Source organism: Oceanobacillus chungangensis (assembly GCF_003369565.1).
In the GTDB taxonomy this organism is placed as follows: domain Bacteria; phylum Bacillota; class Bacilli; order Bacillales; family Amphibacillaceae; genus Oceanobacillus; species Oceanobacillus chungangensis.
Genome location: NZ_PIOD01000025.1, coordinates 70,583 through 87,103, shown reverse-complemented (window position 1 = coordinate 87,103; position 16,521 = coordinate 70,583). Strand labels below are relative to the sequence as shown.

15 protein-coding genes are annotated in these 16,521 nt (G+C 38.1%); 1 reads left to right on the top strand and 14 read right to left on the bottom strand.

Annotation, left to right across the window (positions count from 1 at the left end; all coding sequences use genetic code 11):
- Positions 1-18: 18 nt before the first annotated feature.
- From mobA to CWR45_RS16615, 11 genes are all read right to left on the bottom strand, one after another.
- Positions 19-594 carry a molybdenum cofactor guanylyltransferase gene (mobA, locus tag CWR45_RS16665; RefSeq protein WP_170138892.1) on the bottom strand — a complete coding sequence of 192 codons (576 nt, stop codon included), beginning with the start codon at positions 592-594 and terminating at the stop codon, positions 19-21.
- Positions 595-1,024: 430 nt separating this feature from the next.
- The gene (gene mobB, locus CWR45_RS16660; RefSeq protein ID WP_170138891.1) at positions 1,025-1,525 is read right to left on the bottom strand and encodes a molybdopterin-guanine dinucleotide biosynthesis protein B; all 501 of its coding nucleotides are present in this window, start codon (positions 1,523-1,525) and stop codon (positions 1,025-1,027) included.
- Positions 1,526-1,646: 121 nt separating this feature from the next.
- The gene (gene moaD / locus CWR45_RS16655; protein ID WP_115750971.1) at positions 1,647-1,880 is read right to left on the bottom strand and encodes a molybdopterin converting factor subunit 1; all 234 of its coding nucleotides are present in this window, start codon (positions 1,878-1,880) and stop codon (positions 1,647-1,649) included.
- Positions 1,880-2,350, bottom strand: a complete 471-nt coding sequence (locus CWR45_RS16650) for a molybdenum cofactor biosynthesis protein MoaE (protein ID WP_115750970.1) — start codon at positions 2,348-2,350, stop codon at positions 1,880-1,882. The genes moaD and CWR45_RS16650 overlap by 1 nt, the downstream gene beginning before the upstream one ends.
- Positions 2,340-3,653 (bottom strand): molybdopterin molybdotransferase MoeA, encoded by a 1,314-nt coding sequence (locus tag CWR45_RS16645; protein ID WP_115750969.1) that lies wholly within the window; start codon positions 3,651-3,653, stop codon positions 2,340-2,342. The genes CWR45_RS16650 and CWR45_RS16645 overlap by 11 nt, the downstream gene beginning before the upstream one ends.
- 12 nt (positions 3,654-3,665) lie before the next feature.
- Entirely contained in the window at positions 3,666-4,676 is a 1,011-nt protein-coding gene (locus CWR45_RS16640) for a MoeB/ThiF family adenylyltransferase (RefSeq protein WP_115750968.1), read from the bottom strand.
- A gap of 36 nt (positions 4,677-4,712) precedes the next feature.
- On the bottom strand, positions 4,713-5,732 hold the full coding sequence (moaA, locus tag CWR45_RS16635; protein ID WP_211315984.1) for a GTP 3',8-cyclase MoaA: 1,020 nt from the start codon (positions 5,730-5,732) through the stop codon (positions 4,713-4,715).
- Positions 5,733-6,144: 412 nt separating this feature from the next.
- Complete coding sequence (locus CWR45_RS16630) at positions 6,145-6,837, bottom strand: DUF4386 domain-containing protein (protein ID WP_115750967.1); 693 nt, start codon at positions 6,835-6,837, stop codon at positions 6,145-6,147.
- A 244-nt stretch (positions 6,838-7,081) separates the two neighbouring features.
- Positions 7,082-7,243, bottom strand: a complete 162-nt coding sequence (locus CWR45_RS20530) for a respiratory nitrate reductase subunit gamma (RefSeq protein ID WP_115750966.1) — start codon at positions 7,241-7,243, stop codon at positions 7,082-7,084.
- 278 nt (positions 7,244-7,521) lie between these two features.
- A complete protein-coding gene (locus CWR45_RS16620; protein WP_115750965.1) occupies positions 7,522-8,241 on the bottom strand; it encodes an HAD family hydrolase in 720 nt (239 codons plus the stop codon).
- 305 nt (positions 8,242-8,546) lie between these two features.
- A complete protein-coding gene (locus tag CWR45_RS16615) occupies positions 8,547-9,914 on the bottom strand; it encodes an FAD-dependent oxidoreductase (protein WP_115750964.1) in 1,368 nt (455 codons plus the stop codon).
- Between the two features lie 168 nt (positions 9,915-10,082).
- Here CWR45_RS16615 and CWR45_RS16610 point away from each other — a divergent pair, with 168 nt between their 5' ends.
- Positions 10,083-10,385 carry a hypothetical protein gene (locus CWR45_RS16610; protein ID WP_115750963.1) on the top strand — a complete coding sequence of 101 codons (303 nt, stop codon included), beginning with the start codon at positions 10,083-10,085 and terminating at the stop codon, positions 10,383-10,385.
- Here the strand turns inward: CWR45_RS16610 and CWR45_RS16605 are convergent.
- The 3 genes from CWR45_RS16605 to CWR45_RS16595 form a co-directional block, all read right to left on the bottom strand.
- Complete coding sequence (locus CWR45_RS16605; RefSeq protein WP_115750962.1) at positions 10,354-13,089, bottom strand: GTPase domain-containing protein; 2,736 nt, start codon at positions 13,087-13,089, stop codon at positions 10,354-10,356. The two genes, CWR45_RS16610 and CWR45_RS16605, sit on opposite strands and share 32 nt — an antisense overlap.
- 566 nt (positions 13,090-13,655) lie before the next feature.
- A complete protein-coding gene (locus tag CWR45_RS16600; RefSeq protein ID WP_115750961.1) occupies positions 13,656-13,946 on the bottom strand; it encodes a hypothetical protein in 291 nt (96 codons plus the stop codon).
- Positions 13,947-14,477: 531 nt separating this feature from the next.
- The gene (locus CWR45_RS16595; protein WP_115750960.1) at positions 14,478-16,520 is read right to left on the bottom strand and encodes a methyl-accepting chemotaxis protein; all 2,043 of its coding nucleotides are present in this window, start codon (positions 16,518-16,520) and stop codon (positions 14,478-14,480) included.
- Position 16,521: the final 1 nt, after the last annotated feature.

Below are 16,521 nucleotides of genomic sequence, written 5' to 3'. Positions count from 1 at the left end.
ACTAATCAGAATAAGGTCTCACTCTATGTATTTCTCGTAATCTACTTTTGAATTAACATTTATAAAGGGCTGTTCGTCCGCTATGGAAATATAATGTACATTTAGATCTGCTAACACCATCTCTATCGAACGTAACCCACGATCTAACTTACGTTTGATTAAAATTTTTACATCGTGATGATAGAGGGCAATGAGTGGTTGTTTTTTGCCGGCAACAACCGGAATAATTGCTTCTATGTTTGGCTTAATATTCGAGAGCAGCAACTTGATAACCGCCTGATCGATAAACGGAACATCAATTGGACTGACAATATACCAGTCAGCCGGATATTTTTCCATTGCCGAATATATACCAGCAAGTGGACCCTGTCCCTCGTATTCCTTGATATCATTTATTATCTCTCCAGTAAATCCCTCTTGTGAAAATACAGGTGCAAGCTCCTGGTTCGTGACAAGGACAAGCTTCGAAGTGTAGGCCTCAAGCGCCTTAGCTGAATACGTATAAAAGAAGTTCCCATCCTTTTTGGCAAAAGCTTTTGGCGAACCAAATCTCCTTGATTGGCCCCCTGCTAGAATGACACCGATATACTCCACTTCCATGCCCCCTTCCTTTGTTAGAAAACTAAGGTTTGACCAAGTCTTTCGTTGATAGACTAAAGGGGAAGTTCGGTTAAAAACGCGACGTCCTGGGACTGCGATTACTCGCCCCAGCCGAAAACCTTTGCCGCAATACCGAAGTGGCCAACATCTTGTAGGCCCCACTTATGCAGTAAGATATTGCTATACTTTCTTAACTACTAAAAAATTCACAATTTCCTATTTTACTTGACTGTGTTCATCTAATTGTAATGATGAAGTGCGTTTTAGGTGATGAAGAAATTGCATACAAGCTTATTGTTAAACTCTAAATCTCATAATGCCTTAATTTCAGCTAGTCTTAAAAAATTTTTAAATGAAATCGGAACGAATTGAAAAATCGAATAGGATACCTACCTTTTCCATAAAGGATCAGTTGCCCACGATATTAATCAATTCCTTTAGCTATGTATGTTTGGTACATCCAATCACAAAATCGTCGTAAATGTGTTCGTTTAAATATCGGATAGAAAGAAGACTCTAAAGGTAAGGAAGTTATCACTGCAACAATGTTCGTTGCCTCTTCTAAAAGTATAAGGTCCTCTTCCTTGTTTATTAATACCACCTTCTTATATTTACTCTGTTTAAATCCTTCTATAACCAATACATCTATATTCAGTATTTCGTAAATGGCAAGCATTTGCTCCAAGTTCCAGCTATGATGGTTCGTTAATTGAAACATCCCTTCTCCCTCAACTCCTGATACAATTGCTCCAGCCTTGTGATGTTTAAAACTGTCAGTATTTTCTATCCCTAATGGTTTGCCGCCGTGTCCATGATGCTTAAGGGACGCAACTTGAATTCCCTGTTGTGATAATACTTCAATTAGCTTACTAGCTGTCGTCGTTTTCCCACTATTCTTGTAACCAATAATTTGGATAACTTCCATTTGCATAACTCCTATTCGTTCCCCTTTAGAAGTAGTGGAGGGTTGGAGGGTTCTTTTAATTCCTTTGAACGAATTGGACTATTGGTCCCCACTCCTCGATAAGTTTTTGAATATCAACTTTTTATCCACCACTAACTGGCGGAATGAAAGCGACTATATCCCCTGCTGTAACTTTACTGTTATCCCTTGCAAATTCTTCATTTACTGCTGTCATGACATGATCGAGTTCTAGTAATGGGTAGGTTTGCTTTAATGCTGTTTTTAATTCCATCACCGTCAATTGCTCGATTGGTAATTCGATTCGATCTTTCCCAACAGTTTCCTGCAGATGAGCAAATAATAAAATCGTTATCATCATTCAACATCCTTTACATTTGGTCTGCCTGATTCATAAGGCACATTTTCTAATTGATCGCCAATCCATGTTTCCCCGTCACTCCAATGTTCCTTTTTCCAAATTGGGACAATTTGTTTTATTCGTTCGATTGCATATTCATTGGCCTCGTACGCCGCCTTGCGATGTGGAGAGGATACGGCGATGGCAACAGCAATCTCCGATATATCCAACCGACCAATTCTGTGCGTTATGCCGATTTTTGTATCTGGCCATTTCTCACCAATTTCTTCGCCTATTTTGGCAAGCATCTTAACGGCCATCGGAATATATGCTTGATACTCTAAATATATCGTTTGCTTACCCCTCGTCCACTCTCTGACCGTGCCAATAAATGTTGTGATTGCGCCTGCTTCTCTTCGTTCGACCTTTTTAATGATAGCGTTAATTTCAATCGGCTCTTCAACAATTTCAAATAGATTATTCGACATGTCTGCTACTCCTTCGTGAATTAATCTCCGTATTGACAAAGGCATCTAGTGTTGTCCCCTCTTGATCCTCTAATAGAAGAATCGCAACTTCCATCCCTTGCTTATACCCTCTCGTACCACCAGGCAAGACGATAAGAACATTCGCTTCCGCTAAGGAGGATACGACGTTGGATTTATCTAAGCCAACAGGTGTTGCAATTAGCTTGCCATCTTGGAAGGATAGGCGCCCCCTTACAAAACGATCAAATGGATTCGCTTTGGCAAAATCCTTGCCTAGAATCGCCTTTTCCTTTTTCAAGAAAGGATGAAATGCATTTATGTACTGGCGAATGATTGGCCTCGTATACAGTTCGAAGCCAACGTAACATGCAGATGGATTACCTGACAGACCGAATAATAGCTTGCCAGCCTTTTCCGCAACGGTAGTGACACTTCCTGGACGCATTGCGATTTTATTAAACAGCACATTCGCTGCTAATTTCTCATAAATCGCAGGCAGAAAATCATAATCGCCAACAGAAACTCCTCCCGTTGTAATTAATATGTCAACTTTTTCTAATGCATCCTGCACTTGATCAAAGCATGTATCGAGATCATCACAAAATTGCCCAAAATAAATTGGCACGGCACCTGCTCTCACCACTTGTGAATAAATCATGTATGCATTACTATTTCTAATTTTTCCTGGCTGTAAAGGTTCATCAACTTCAAGCAGCTCACTTCCTGTAGCAATAATGCCAACTTTCGGCTTCACACTAACAGGAACATACTTATAACCGAATGTCGCAAGAACTGCAACAACACCAGGATTAATATAAGTGCCTTTTTTCGTTATTATCGTTCCCTTTTTCGTATCTTCACCAGCAAAGGAAATATTATCATTTTCCTTCACCTTACGTTTTAGTACAATGTGTGGCTTGTTATCGATCATTACTTCCTTCACTACTTCAAGCATCACAACTGCATCACAGCCATCAGGAATTTGCGCACCTGTCATAATTCGGACCGCTTGGTTTTCCAAGACCGTCTCTGAAAAAACACTGCCCGCCCCAATTTCTCCAACTACTTGCAAAACTATCGGATTTGTTCTTGACCCTTCTGCTGTGTCTATTGAGCGAATGGCAAACCCATCATATGGAGACCTGTCAAATGGTGGAACATGATGATCTGCAATTAGATCCTCACCAAGAAAACGTCCATAGCTCTGTTCGATTGGAACATGCTCTACAGGTCCTGCTTTGGCGAACGCCATTACGCGTGAAATTGCTTCATTTACTTTTATCGGTCTTCTTCTTACCACCATGATGCTTCACCTTCATCCTACTAGTTGATAATAGATTTTTTTTGCCTTTTCAATCGAATCGGTTCCATGAATCAGCGTTCTGCCGTCCTGGAAGAAAACGACTCGATAAGACTGGTAATCCATCGAAAGTAAAAATCCATTGCCTTTCACTTCACCGACTTTTTTTAGATGGTTCGCAAGTTCTGCTAAATGGATTTCCCGACTCGCACGGATTTGGACCGTATTCCTCCCACAAAGTATTTCCGTTTTTGTTGTCGCTCCGTAATCTAAATATGGGTAAGTCGCATGCATTCCACATGAAGGGCAAGCACTGTCCTTCGCTTTGTCCACGTTTACCGTCTGATAATGGTTTTTCCAAAGATCAAATGTGACGAGCGTTGCTCTTAAAGAATCGCGATCTTCAATTAAAAGCTTCATCGCTTCAGTCGTCTGGTGAGCGACTACCATTTGTACTGCAGGAGAGATAATCCCAACCGAATCACATGTTGCCCCATTCGGTGGTGCTGCATCCAATAAACAATGTAAGCAAGGCGTTTGCTTTGGCAATATCGTATAACTCATCCCAGTGCTGCCAACACAGGAGCCATATATCCATGGAATATTAAGCTGCTGAAGCAGATCATTCAACATGAAGCGAGTATCAAAATTATCTGTCGCATCAATGACTAGATCAACCTCTTTTAAATGCGGTCTTAATGAGACAGCAGTTGCATCGAGAATATGTGCTTCAATACGGGCATCGGAATTAATCTCCTCTAGCTTCGACTTAGCTGCGATTACTTTAGGAACCTGATCAATCGCATCCTGTTCCGTAAACAAATGCTGCCTGTGCAAATTACTAAATTCTACATAATCACGATCAATGATCGTCAGCTTACCGATCCCAGCACGCACTAGATTCTCAGCATTAGCCGTTCCTAGTGCACCACATCCGAGAATGAGTATATGCTTCTCGCCAATCTTCTCTTGACCATTCACACCAATTGGTTTAAATAACTTCTGCCGGGAATATCTATCTGCCATCATTCTGATTCCTTTCTAATTGAAGATTGCGTCTTTTCACCCGCCAATATAGGACATTTCTATCTTCTTTTTATTTTTAGCCGATTCCTCCGTACGCTCATCCGAATAGCGGTCATTACGGTTATTCCAAAGTTTTACAATAGAGGACTTTATATCATCATCCGTTTTTTCAGAACGAAGCAGTTCTCTAAAATCAAATCCACTCCCCGAAAACAAACAAGTATACATTTTTCCATCTGCAGCAATTCTCGCCCTAGTACATGTTGAACAAAACGATTCGGAAACAGACGTGATGAATCCGACCTCAGAATCTGTCCCAGCATAGCGATAGCGTTTGGCAACCTCGCCGATATAAGCTGGGTCAACAGGATTTAGTTCGAACGCTTTGCTTAGCTCCTGAAAAATTTCTTTCTTCGTGATGACTTTGCTAAAGTCCCAGCCATTTGTTTGCCCTACATCCATAAATTCGATATACCTTAGTGTCACTCCTCTTTCTTTAAAGTATTTCGCCATCGGCACAATTTCCTCGTCATTCATTCCCTTTTTTACGACCATATTTACCTTTACCTCTAGTCCAACTTCTTTAGCCTTTTCTATTCCTTTTAAAATACGCTCTGGTCCGACGCCACTATCATTGATTGATTTGAACGTCGCCTCATCTAACGCATCCAGACTAACATTTACCCGTTTTAATCCAGCATTCTTCAACTTCTCTGCCATCACACCAAGAAGGGAGCCATTCGTTGTTAAACCAATATCCTCTAACCCATCAATATTCGATAATTTCTTTATTAAAACTGGCAAATCTCTTCGAAGCAAAGGTTCCCCACCAGTCAATCTAATTTTCTTAACCCCTAATTCTACGAAAATAACTGCTAATCTCTCTATCTCTTCAAAGCTTAGCAGTTGATCCTTAGGCATAAATGCAAAATCCCTGCCGAAAACCTCTTGGGGCATGCAATAGGTACATCTGAAATTACAACGGTCAATAACAGAAATACGCAGGTCCTGTAGTGGGCGTCCGAATTTATCTGTAATTATAGCCAAACAGATCATCGCTCCTTCCAACTTATTTAGTAAACTTGGTTGTCACCAAGCCTTTAGGTGACAGCCTTAGTTAAGCAGCAACTTGTTAAGTTAACATTTACTGAAGAACTTTCAATATGCTTACATTCTAGCAAACAAGCCAATCCTAGATTGTGAAATATGTCACACTGTAGTATCAAATTCATCTTCTCTTGCCTCATTGAACATGACCATCTGTTTACATTCAATTAGCTAAACATATCTAACGAGAAATTGTTTTCGCAAAATTAAAATTTTATACCTTCATATTACCATAAAAGCGCATACATGATAACTATTAGTGGTTTTAACTTCTATCCATAAGATGGGACAGGATTGTTGCCCCACAAATAATTAGTGAGAAGCAGGCCGTGGCCACATGCTTCAACCGAAGACGGGTGGATTATGCTTTTAATTTTTCAAGCTTTTGTTTATCAAACCCCTTAACAATTAACCAGACTGCCAAACTCATTTCATAAACTCCTACAGGCAATGCAGTGAGACCTTTTACTATTGAGATGGGGTCTATGATACCAAACATGTCTAATAAACCAGATATGAAGACCATACCGGCTGTCACCATTCCAAATATCGCTAACGGCTTTGGCACTATACCTGTTCTAAAAAGTAAATAACTATACATAATTGTATTTAGTCCCAACATCAAATTTGGGCCTAAAACCATAATCCACCGATGAAAAGATTGCAGCATTAAACCAGTTGCATGAAGATTTTCACTCGCTATGTTGCCTGCCTCGTAATATATACTTAACTGCAATAAACCTAAAACACTTATCAATCCTATAGAGATAAATACGGCTTCCATAAATCGAAAGCAAAGATACCCTAATGCAATATGTTCATTCCAACGACGAATATAGGGAAATAGCATGATTGCGGTACCTACTGCCGCTCCTACAAGCAAAAGATCATTTAGTACGCCAATCAAAACCTTCATTTCAAACCCATTTTCCACAGACAGATACCATTGTTCTGACAATATCGGCTGATAAGAAATAACCGCTATAATAGAAGTGACAGCTGCTACGATATATAAAATACCTATTAGAATTCCATTTATTCTATCTTGTTTCAACCTCTTTTCCCCCTTGAAAAAAATAATTTGTTGCCTAACTACATCTATATGTCAAATAGGGATTTATTATTGTTCAAATGCAGACGCTTCGTTTTTATAAATAAAAAAAATCCTCTAATCCATTAAATGCGATAGAATCACATACTAATGGACGAGGATATTACGATCACTTTTTTCTAATAACTTAAAACCTGTCAATTTCCAGTGGACGAACATATGAGCAAAGTAAAGCTTGGGAAAATCATTACTTCATCGAAACTTTCCACCTGTAACTGACATAGCTCCGTCCTAAATATAGGATTAGGAAACTGAATACATGCATCATCAATCCTGTAAATAGACATGCAATATATAATCCAAACGTTGCATAGATATGGATTATAAACCAAATCGGCACAGTGGACATGTGCTCAGGCTGCACCAAAATATATTTTTAGTATTATTATGTGCTGTGCTTTAGTAAGTGCAGTCATCTATTTACCAAATGTAATACCTTAAAGCTATAACGTAAAAGGGAAACTGAAAACTACTAATCGTAGATAGCAGAATAAGCAAAAATACTTGAGAATATATTTCTATGAAGTAAACTAATAGAACTATTATGGCGGTTACTATCTCTAAGTTTACCGCCATAAAACTATCTTAATTGCTTTTCACTATCTCTTAGACCAGTTAACCCAAAGGTTAGCGCTCGTTCACCAGGTCCAGGTCACCTATAAACTCCAACATTTCCCTCGCACTATAAACGACTTTATCCGGCGTTACAGTATTATTAAGGCTATCCCTTCTACGATGATTCATCCAAACAGCATGCCAACCAGCTTGCTTAGCTCCAACGATATCATTAGCAAATGAATCACCAACGTAGACTGTTTTTTCCCTGTCAAGGCCTAGCTTGCTCTCAATAATTTGGAAAACTTCAATTGCTGGTTTTGCATGTCCTACTGCACCTGAAATAAAAATATTTTCCTTTGGAATCCATCTTTCTAAATTCAGTTGGTTTATTTTCATCGATTGATGTCCTTCAGCTCCATTGGTCAAAATAGCGAGCTGCTTCCCTTGGTTGTGCAGTCTTTCCAACAGCTCTTCTACTTCATCAAATAACATAATTTTATTTTGCTCTACTACGTATGCCTCTTGGAATTCCATTGCCTGCTCGTCATTCATTACGATTCCAAATTCCGCACACGCATCTTTTATACGGCGGATATGCATTTCACGCTCCGTTAGCTTACCAGCCACTTTTTCATCAAATAATGCATCACTATGCTTGCGGTTTGCAATATAGAGCGCATTGAGTTCATCATCTGTTAGTGATTCTTTTAAAACCTTATTGCACGTATTTTTAAACGATAATGCTTGATCGTATAATGTATCATCTACATCAAAAATAATAGTATCCATTCTATCAACCTCCATTACTATCATACCTGCAAAAATGTGTGTCGTATAGGGTAATTAATTGGATAGAGTGAGGTTACTGGCTAAAAACTTCCAGAAGCAGAAAGATTCCTTTATTGCCATTACAGTGACTTTATATTCCCGAAACAAGTTCTTGCCAGAGAGGTTTTTTTAATGGAATTTCAGCTGAAACGAAAGAAACCACTACCCTAAGAGTAGTGGTTTTGGGAAGAGGTGTTAGCAGTACCTCTCTCTTTATCTATTTTCTACATATTATGTCAAAAATCAGGAAGTGACAGGTAGCCAATTTAGGCAAGCACTGTTGCTTTCTTAGCTTTTTCCGCTTCCTTTGCCATTGCTGCTAGTGCTACTTGGTTCAAGTAGTTTACTGGTTTGTTGAAATGTGGTTGGAAGAAGAAGTCGGTTAATGCCAGTTGTTCGACGGTCATATTATTTGCAATACCTAGGCTGATTGTATTAATCGCCTGTGTAAAGTCAGCATCAGAGATTACTTGGGCACCAACAATGCGATGTGTCTCGATTTCGTAAACGATTTTTAATTGAATCAGCGCATTTTCCGGCATGAATTCTGGACGATAATTATCCTCTATATACGCACTATCTACAGATAATCCTGCCAGTTTTGCAGCACTTTCTGTTAATCCGGTTGATCCAATGTTATGTTGATAAATTTTCAAACCAGAAGTGCCCTGTGTTCCTGGATGTGCAAGTACAGGATTTACTAGGTTATGTGCCACAAGCGTACCCATTCTAACCGCATTCGTTGCTAATGGGATGTATGCCGGTTGTTTTGTTGCATTATTATTTACAGCACAGCAGTCCCCCGCAGCATACACATCTTTTACATTTGTTTGCATATATTCATTCACGATAATTGCTCCATTTTGCAGCATATCGATTTGACCTTTAAATAGAGCTGTATTCGGTCTAAATCCAATACACATTACAACTAAATCAGCCTTATACTCCCCTTTATCTGTGATTACCTTTTCAACAGTGTCTGTTCCTTCAAATTGTGAAACAGTTTGGCCAAGTGCCAATTTAATGCCACGTTGTTCAAAGGTTGCTTCAACAGGTGCAGTGAATGTCTTATCCAAATAACGGTTTAAAATTCTTTCCTCACTATCAATTAATGTTACGTTTTTGCCATTTTGCTCAAAGGCTTCCACTAGTTCAACACCAATGTACCCTGCTCCAACGACGACTACATTTTCTACTGATTCAGAACGTTTAATGATCTCATTGGCATGAGCAAAGTTCTTGCATAATAAGACATTTTCTAAATCTGAACCTGGAATTGGTGGTGTAACAGGCCAAGAACCTGAAGTAATAATCAACTTATCATAGCTGACGTTTTTTGTTTCATTCGATTTCATATCTCTTGCTTGTAATTGCTTATTATTAATATCGCATGATGTCACTTCATGATTCATATGCATGCGGACTCCACGGCTCTCGAATTCCTCTACAGAAGCATAAAATAGTCCATTCGGATCGTTAACTACGCCGCCAACATAAAGGGCGATCCCACAAGATAAGAAAGAAACATTATCATTTTTTTCAAAAACATCAATAACTGCATTTGGGTAAAGGCTCAATATATTATTAATCGCTGCTGTTCCTGCGTGTGTACAACCGATAACTGCTACTCTCATTATTCATCATCCTCCATTATATTTATATGCTCATTATTTCACAATTGATTATTTAATTAACTTGCTTAACTTACATTATTAATATACCATCTTGATTTAAAATTTACAAGTACTTGTGATTAATTTCACAAAAATATTAATAAGGATGTTTGAACCACCGTTGAGCTAGTGGACATCCAGCTTATTCCTTTCGCTCGATTCAGAGCTTCGATTGCTCGACTTTCTGGTGCTGTCGCTCGATTCGGAGCTTCGATCGCTCGACTTTCTGGTGCTGTCGCTCGATTCGGAACTTCGGTCGCTCGACTTTCTGGTGCTGTCGCTCGATTCAGAGCTTCGGTCGCTCGACTTTCTGGTGCTGAGGGCTATATAAAAAAACGTATCGATTTCAAACTAGAAAAATCGATACGGCCTTCTAATATTGCTATTATTAAATCATCACTTACCTATAGTCATATTCCTGTACCTCTTTAGACATCCATTCATATTGACGAGTTTTTAATTCAAAAAGCTTCAGCGGATCCGTATAAATTTCAGGATTTTCCTGCATCTTGTTTAATGATTGTTCATTAGCGCTAATCTCATGTTGTTTATCCTCTTCCGCTTTATTTAACACTGCATACGGGTTGGCAAAAAACATGTTGATATCACGCTCCAACGTTTTTTCGAAATACTCGAATTGCTGCATGAACGTATTGGTAATGGACTCTGCTGTTTTACTATAATCTTTTGTTTGGATAAATTGCTTATATTTATTTTGGAGCATCCCTTTATTTTTAATAATTGCACCAAAAAGCTTATCGGCGTTTTTCATAATAAACTGTGATGCTGGAGAACTTTTTATGATATTGATTTTTTCTAGCTGGATGCTCCCACTTGTCATTCTGTCTACATCACGATGCCAATCATCCAACACCTTGAAGTCACAATCTAAGCGAATCTGTTCTTCACTATGAAGTTGATTTAAACTCTCTGCCATCTCATCTAAAGCTACTTCACTATCGTTGAACTCCACTTCACTTGTTGCAAGCCATCCCTGAATCGCTGTTATTAACTTCGGCAAGGCTACATCATCAATATAATCATTAATCTGCTTATTCATCTCATCATTAAGGGTAACATGTATGTTATCAAAATCTGAATCTTCCTTAACCAATTTAGCACAAGATACAAGCAAACTTGGAATATTTGCTAGCAGGTCCTGCCTCATCTTGTCTATAATAGTACGATAATTCTCCTTAATAACCTGGACCTTTTCTTCATGTAAGTCTCTTAACTGATGAACTGCACCATCTAGTTTCATTGCCATATCTTCATTCCATTTTATTGTTTCCAGCAACGTGTTTTCCATTTCTACTCGTTTTACTAACAACAGCTTAATTAATTGCTTGCTAAAATGCAGGATTTTATGTGGCATTTCATTTTCTGGGTTGTAATGCTGCACCATGGATTGAATAAACTTCTCAATCTCTTCTGCTTGGCTATTATGCATAGAAATGGGACGGTATGTGAAAACTCTCGAACTTTGAAAATACGTTTGAATCCACGATGTTGTTTTCTCCAACAAATCTGACGCTGCCTCATCGTTTGCATTTTGCTGCATATCGCTTAGAATAAAATGAATCGGCAACTCTGGTGCTTGCTCCCTAATCGTGATAGCTAATTCCATCTCACGAGAAGTCAGTGGTGAGCTCGCATCCATAACGAATAATAAACCGTCAGCCAAATTTAGTTGGGCAAATAATGAGCTTCTGTACGCTTTCCGATTAATAGTAGGAGTATCAATAAGCGTCAGCATATGATTCCGTAAAAAAGGTATCGGCATATTACAGTTTATCAGTACCTGCTCTTCTGCCATTTGATCAAGTTCAATTAGATCTGCTACACTTCGAACCTCTCGATCTGTTATCGCTTGAATCTCCATTTGATCGGCATATTTATATTGAATCGTAGCTAGAGTAGATTCATTTGCAATCTCTCTCCCTAGCAATTTATTAATTAATTCTGATTTTCCAACTGCTTCAGTTCCAGTGACCATCAGATGAAAATGGTTGGAATCGAGAAGCTCGTCAATCAGCCATTCTTCCTGTTCATTCAATATTAATCCATTCTTGCTTGCCCATTTTCTAATGGAATCAAAAAGTCCTAATACCTCATCGTGCTCAATTCTGTCAAAAGAAGAATGACTCACCAATTGTTCTGCGTCTGTCACGATTGTCTCATCCATCAATACAGGATACAGCTCATTCCACGTTAATACAGCTGATGAAGCAATAACGGCATCCTGACCGGTAGATATTTTCATCCAGTTTGTTAAATGATTTGGTATATAAGAGGATAGCTCTTCGATTAATATCGTGCCATCCATTAATTCCCTATATGTTTCTTCATACAGCTTTGTAAGCTTTTTCCAAGTAAGTGAAGGCCTCGGATTTATTTCTAAAAGAAGATAATTGATCTCCTTCAGCCATTGAAGTGATAATTCATTTTGTTCATAACTACGCCACAGTGCTGCTAGCAGGCTTTCAAAACGGGATTGATTGAGTGAATACAAGGTCATCAATGCCTCACGAAAAGACGCTGGTGCCATGCCTGCAGTATGCCCTTGGAAAATATAGGATTCTAAAACCTCAAACCATGAGATGGACTCCGTGCGAACTGCCTCGCTCACAGCAAGTTCGACTGCATCGCTAAAGTCAGATTGCTCCTCAAAAAATGCTCTTGCCATATCGGTTACATTAGGATAATCAGGGTTTAACTCAACTGCATGTTTAATCGAGTTAGCCGCCATTTCTAGTTTGCCGCGTTGTTTATATACTAAGAAAAGCTGCAGAAGCACTTCGGTCTTTAAATTAACCGAATCTGTTTTTACTGCCTGGTAATATTCCACCGCAATTTCAAGAAAATCAAGTGCGACATGTGCATCTGCTATATTTTTCAGCGCCCACGGCGTTAGCTCGTTATTAACATTTTCCCATTTAAAAATAGCCGCTTCATAATCCTTATTAAGGAAATATACTTCCCCCTGTGCAAAGCGAAGATCCGATAAATCTGCTGCTACCTTTTGTTGCTCCGAATGGAATAATTCGCCTAAAACCTTGGTTGGATTTTCATTTTCAGTCCCTTCCATAAATGTTTGATAATAATTCTTACTAATTAATCGTTTCTCAGATGTCATCTTTTTCCTCCGCACATATTTAGAAATATATGGTTGAGATTCATAGAAATTAAGGATAAGCAAATCCTACAATGTCCTTAGTCGTACTTATTCGTTAGGAAAGTTGCAATGCTTTCTTAACTGCCATGAACAATCAGCCTATTTATTCATATTAATAGTGATACTATACTATTCGTAATTTAATTAAACTTTATGGGGTAGGACGGACGGTCAGGGACCTTGCCTCCCTACAAACAAAAGAAGGGAAACATCCATAAAGATACATCCCTTCTTATATTCTACACTCGGTATCCATCTTTTAGAATGGTAACTTTAACCGCGCTCTGTTTTCCATCTCTATTGCTCTAGCTTAAGTTGGCTGCTTCAATGTGTATGTACGCTCGGAATCTTTGGTGTGCCTTTAGCGCTCCAACACTGCCTTTTGCCGCTACAAATGCACAGTCGAGTGCTCCACTTTTGGTTCATCCGCTCGTCATATAGCCTAAACGCTCACCTATACAAAGTTTTTAAACTCGAACAATATCTTCATGCCAGAAAACAGCAATACTCGGGGAGTGACAGTCACCCTAGTTTACGTTCTTTTTTGCCTCTTTTAGCATTAATTCTACGAGGTCTATATTATTGTCGATATAATTTAAATGATTATGTGCGGTCGCTGCCCAATCATAATTTTGATCCATGGATGCAAATATATGTCCTAGGTTAAATGAGTATTGATTATATAGTAAACTAATCGCATGACTAACCCTTACTTTATCCCCTTCCTTATTCACAATGTTTATAATATCTGTTTTTAACCACTCTGGGGCATGTTTAATTACTTTTCTCGTCATTATTACATATTCTTCATTATTCATTTTTACTTCCCCTCCTATAGGGATACGTTCTATCATAAATCCCCCGATTTGTAACCACTTTCATCTTTCTATTATGCAATATTATATAGTGAGATTCAATTATTTAGAAAACCGATTGCAATTATGTAGTTAGAAAGTTTTTATACTTTCTTCACTACTAAAAATATGGGTGCTGTGTAAAGGTATTCCTCAAAACGCTTACTTCATCTATACACTTACCCTTTTTCCCGATAAGTAAAACAGCTGGAGATACCCACAGGTGTATCAATAAGTGCTTGCAGGGATATATATCGCAATTTCTGATAGCCATTAGGTATGAAATACCGAAAGAAAGCTGGAAGGATGAATGCAATATATAGAAAATAACTAGTATCCCAATTAAAGTACTAAAATAAGGATACTAGTTATTTGTATAATAAATACTTCTTTTTTTCTACTAAACCTGTCCGTTAGTATTTAAGGGTATATTGAATCTATCTTAGGGAGTTTAATTAGTGTTATGAAGTAAAAATGTATTAGATCTCTGCTCCATTATATTTTAAACCGTCCAACCAATTCATTTAACTCTTCAGCCAACTTAGCAAGATGCACAGAACTTCCTGCTATTTCTTCCATCGAGCCACTTGCTTCTTGTGCTGATGCTGCTGTTTGCTCCACACCTGCAGCTGCTTCCTCAGAAACTGAAGCTATTTCCTCTATAGACCCATTCATTTCTTGACTACTAGCAGCAATTTCAGATAAGTTTACAGATACAGACTTAATATTCTGCGCCATTTCAGTAACCGCCGAACTTATTTCATTAAAGGTTTCGCCTGTTGTTTCAATTTGAGAAGTTCCTAGTTCTACTTCAGAATAGCCATCTCTCAGAGAGTCAGATACATTGCTTGATTCTGTTTGTATATTCGTTACAATTCCAGTAATATCGTTAACGGATACAGCAACTTGTTCTGCTAATTTCCTTACTTCATTTGCAACAACAGCAAATCCTTTACCATGCTCACCTGCTCTTGCTGCTTCAATTGCTGCATTAAGAGCCAAAAGATTTGTCTGATCGGCTACATCTTTTATTACGGAGACGAGTGTAGAAATTTCCTGTGAATGTTTATTTAAACTTTGCATTTTCTCTACAGCATCTTTTACAATATGATTTATCTTTACCATTTGATTACTTGAGGATTGCATTAATTTACTACCTTCATTCGTCATTTCAAGAACAATAACAGAATTTCCCTGAATATGTTCCCCATGTTCACTTGCTTCTTCGACTCTACTAGCGAAGGTTCCCATATTGGATGCCAAATCACTCGCACTATTGGCCTGTGTTTCCGATCCTGTTGCAAGTTCCTCCATTGTTGTAGCAATTTGCTCGGCACCAGTCTTTAATTCACCTGCCGTCTGAGTTAATTCTTCACTTTGACTTGAAACCGTTTCGGATACTTCATTGATTTGATGTAATACTTCACGCATCGTTTGATTCATGTCATTTGTTGCTACAATGAGTTGTCCTACTTCATTTCTATATTTTGTTTTTAGTGGATCATGACTTAAATCGCCTCTTGCAATATTCTCCATTCTTTCCATAACCTGTTTAATCGGTTTTGTTATTCCCCTCGTAATCAATATAGATACAACTATCGCTAATAGAATTACTAAACCTAATGTAATTAAGATTGGAATAATGATAGTCTGTGCCTGTTTCTGAAAATCCTCTAAATAAACGGTACCACCGAGAATCCATCCAGTAGTTGGATTCGTAGTGAACGCCATTATCTTATCCTTGCCTTCAAATTGATATTCAACAATGCCTTGTTTACCAGTGCTTATTATTTTCTTATAGTATTCTTCTTTAGACGCATCTTGTCCAATATATTCTTGATCTGTGTGAGCCACATATTTACCTGCATTATCAAAAATAACACCATAGCCTGTTTGTCCAATTTCCAGCTCATCTACCATATCAACCAATGTTCCTACCATCACATCAGCAGACATTGCACCGGCCAAATTGTCACCGATATAATATGCTCTCGATACAGTTACGACTGTTTCACCTGTACTTGCATCTGTATAAGGTTCTGTCCATACTGTTTCTCCATTAGCTTCCACAGCATTTTGATACCAGTCTCTTTCCTTCGCATTAAAGTCATCACCTAAATCTACCTCAGGGTAAATGATTACTTCTCCTGTCTTATCAATTACTGTGTATATATTTGCAATAGAAGGATTCGTTTCTTTCGTTTCTCCAAAATAGTTTAATAAGTCCTGCTTGTTTTCTGGCTGATAGTTTGCAACTAAATCATTTGAAATAAAACGTTCCAATGTATAATCTATATTTGAAAAAAACAGTTCAAACGTATCATTCAAACCCACCATTTGGCTTTCCACGGTTTCAGTTAGTTCAACTGTTGTATTTTTAACACTAAAATTATAACTTACAACGGCTACAACTCCACCAGCCAAAATAATTAATATTAAGAACGGAATTAAAATTTGATTTTGGATAGATTTTGTAATAAACCCTCTTACACTTCGAATTCTTTTTGCTTTTACATTAGTTGTTTCAGTATTTTTCATT

Excerpts from the sequence above, each read along its gene's own strand:
- CWR45_RS16640 (WP_115750968.1), bottom strand. The coding sequence starts at position 4,676 with ATGGCAGATAGATATTCCCGGCAGAAGTTATTTAAACCAATTGGTGTG.
- mobB (WP_170138891.1), bottom strand. The coding sequence starts at position 1,525 with ATGGAAGTTATCCAAATTATTGGTTACAAGAATAGTGGGAAAACGACG.
- CWR45_RS16645 (WP_115750969.1), bottom strand. The coding sequence starts at position 3,653 with ATGGTGGTAAGAAGAAGACCGATAAAAGTAAATGAAGCAATTTCACGC.
- moaD (WP_115750971.1), bottom strand. The coding sequence starts at position 1,880 with ATGATAACGATTTTATTATTTGCTCATCTGCAGGAAACTGTTGGGAAA.
- CWR45_RS16600 (WP_115750961.1), bottom strand. The coding sequence starts at position 13,946 with ATGAATAATGAAGAATATGTAATAATGACGAGAAAAGTAATTAAACAT.
- CWR45_RS16605 (WP_115750962.1), bottom strand. The coding sequence starts at position 13,089 with ATGACATCTGAGAAACGATTAATTAGTAAGAATTATTATCAAACATTT.
- CWR45_RS16650 (WP_115750970.1), bottom strand. The coding sequence starts at position 2,350 with ATGTCGAATAATCTATTTGAAATTGTTGAAGAGCCGATTGAAATTAAC.
- CWR45_RS20530 (WP_115750966.1), bottom strand. The coding sequence starts at position 7,243 with ATGTCCACTGTGCCGATTTGGTTTATAATCCATATCTATGCAACGTTT.
- CWR45_RS16595 (WP_115750960.1), bottom strand. The coding sequence starts at position 16,520 with ATGAAAAATACTGAAACAACTAATGTAAAAGCAAAAAGAATTCGAAGT.
- CWR45_RS16615 (WP_115750964.1), bottom strand. The coding sequence starts at position 9,914 with ATGAGAGTAGCAGTTATCGGTTGTACACACGCAGGAACAGCAGCGATT.
- moaA (WP_211315984.1), bottom strand. The coding sequence starts at position 5,732 with ATGATCTGTTTGGCTATAATTACAGATAAATTCGGACGCCCACTACAG.
- CWR45_RS16620 (WP_115750965.1), bottom strand. The coding sequence starts at position 8,241 with ATGGATACTATTATTTTTGATGTAGATGATACATTATACGATCAAGCA.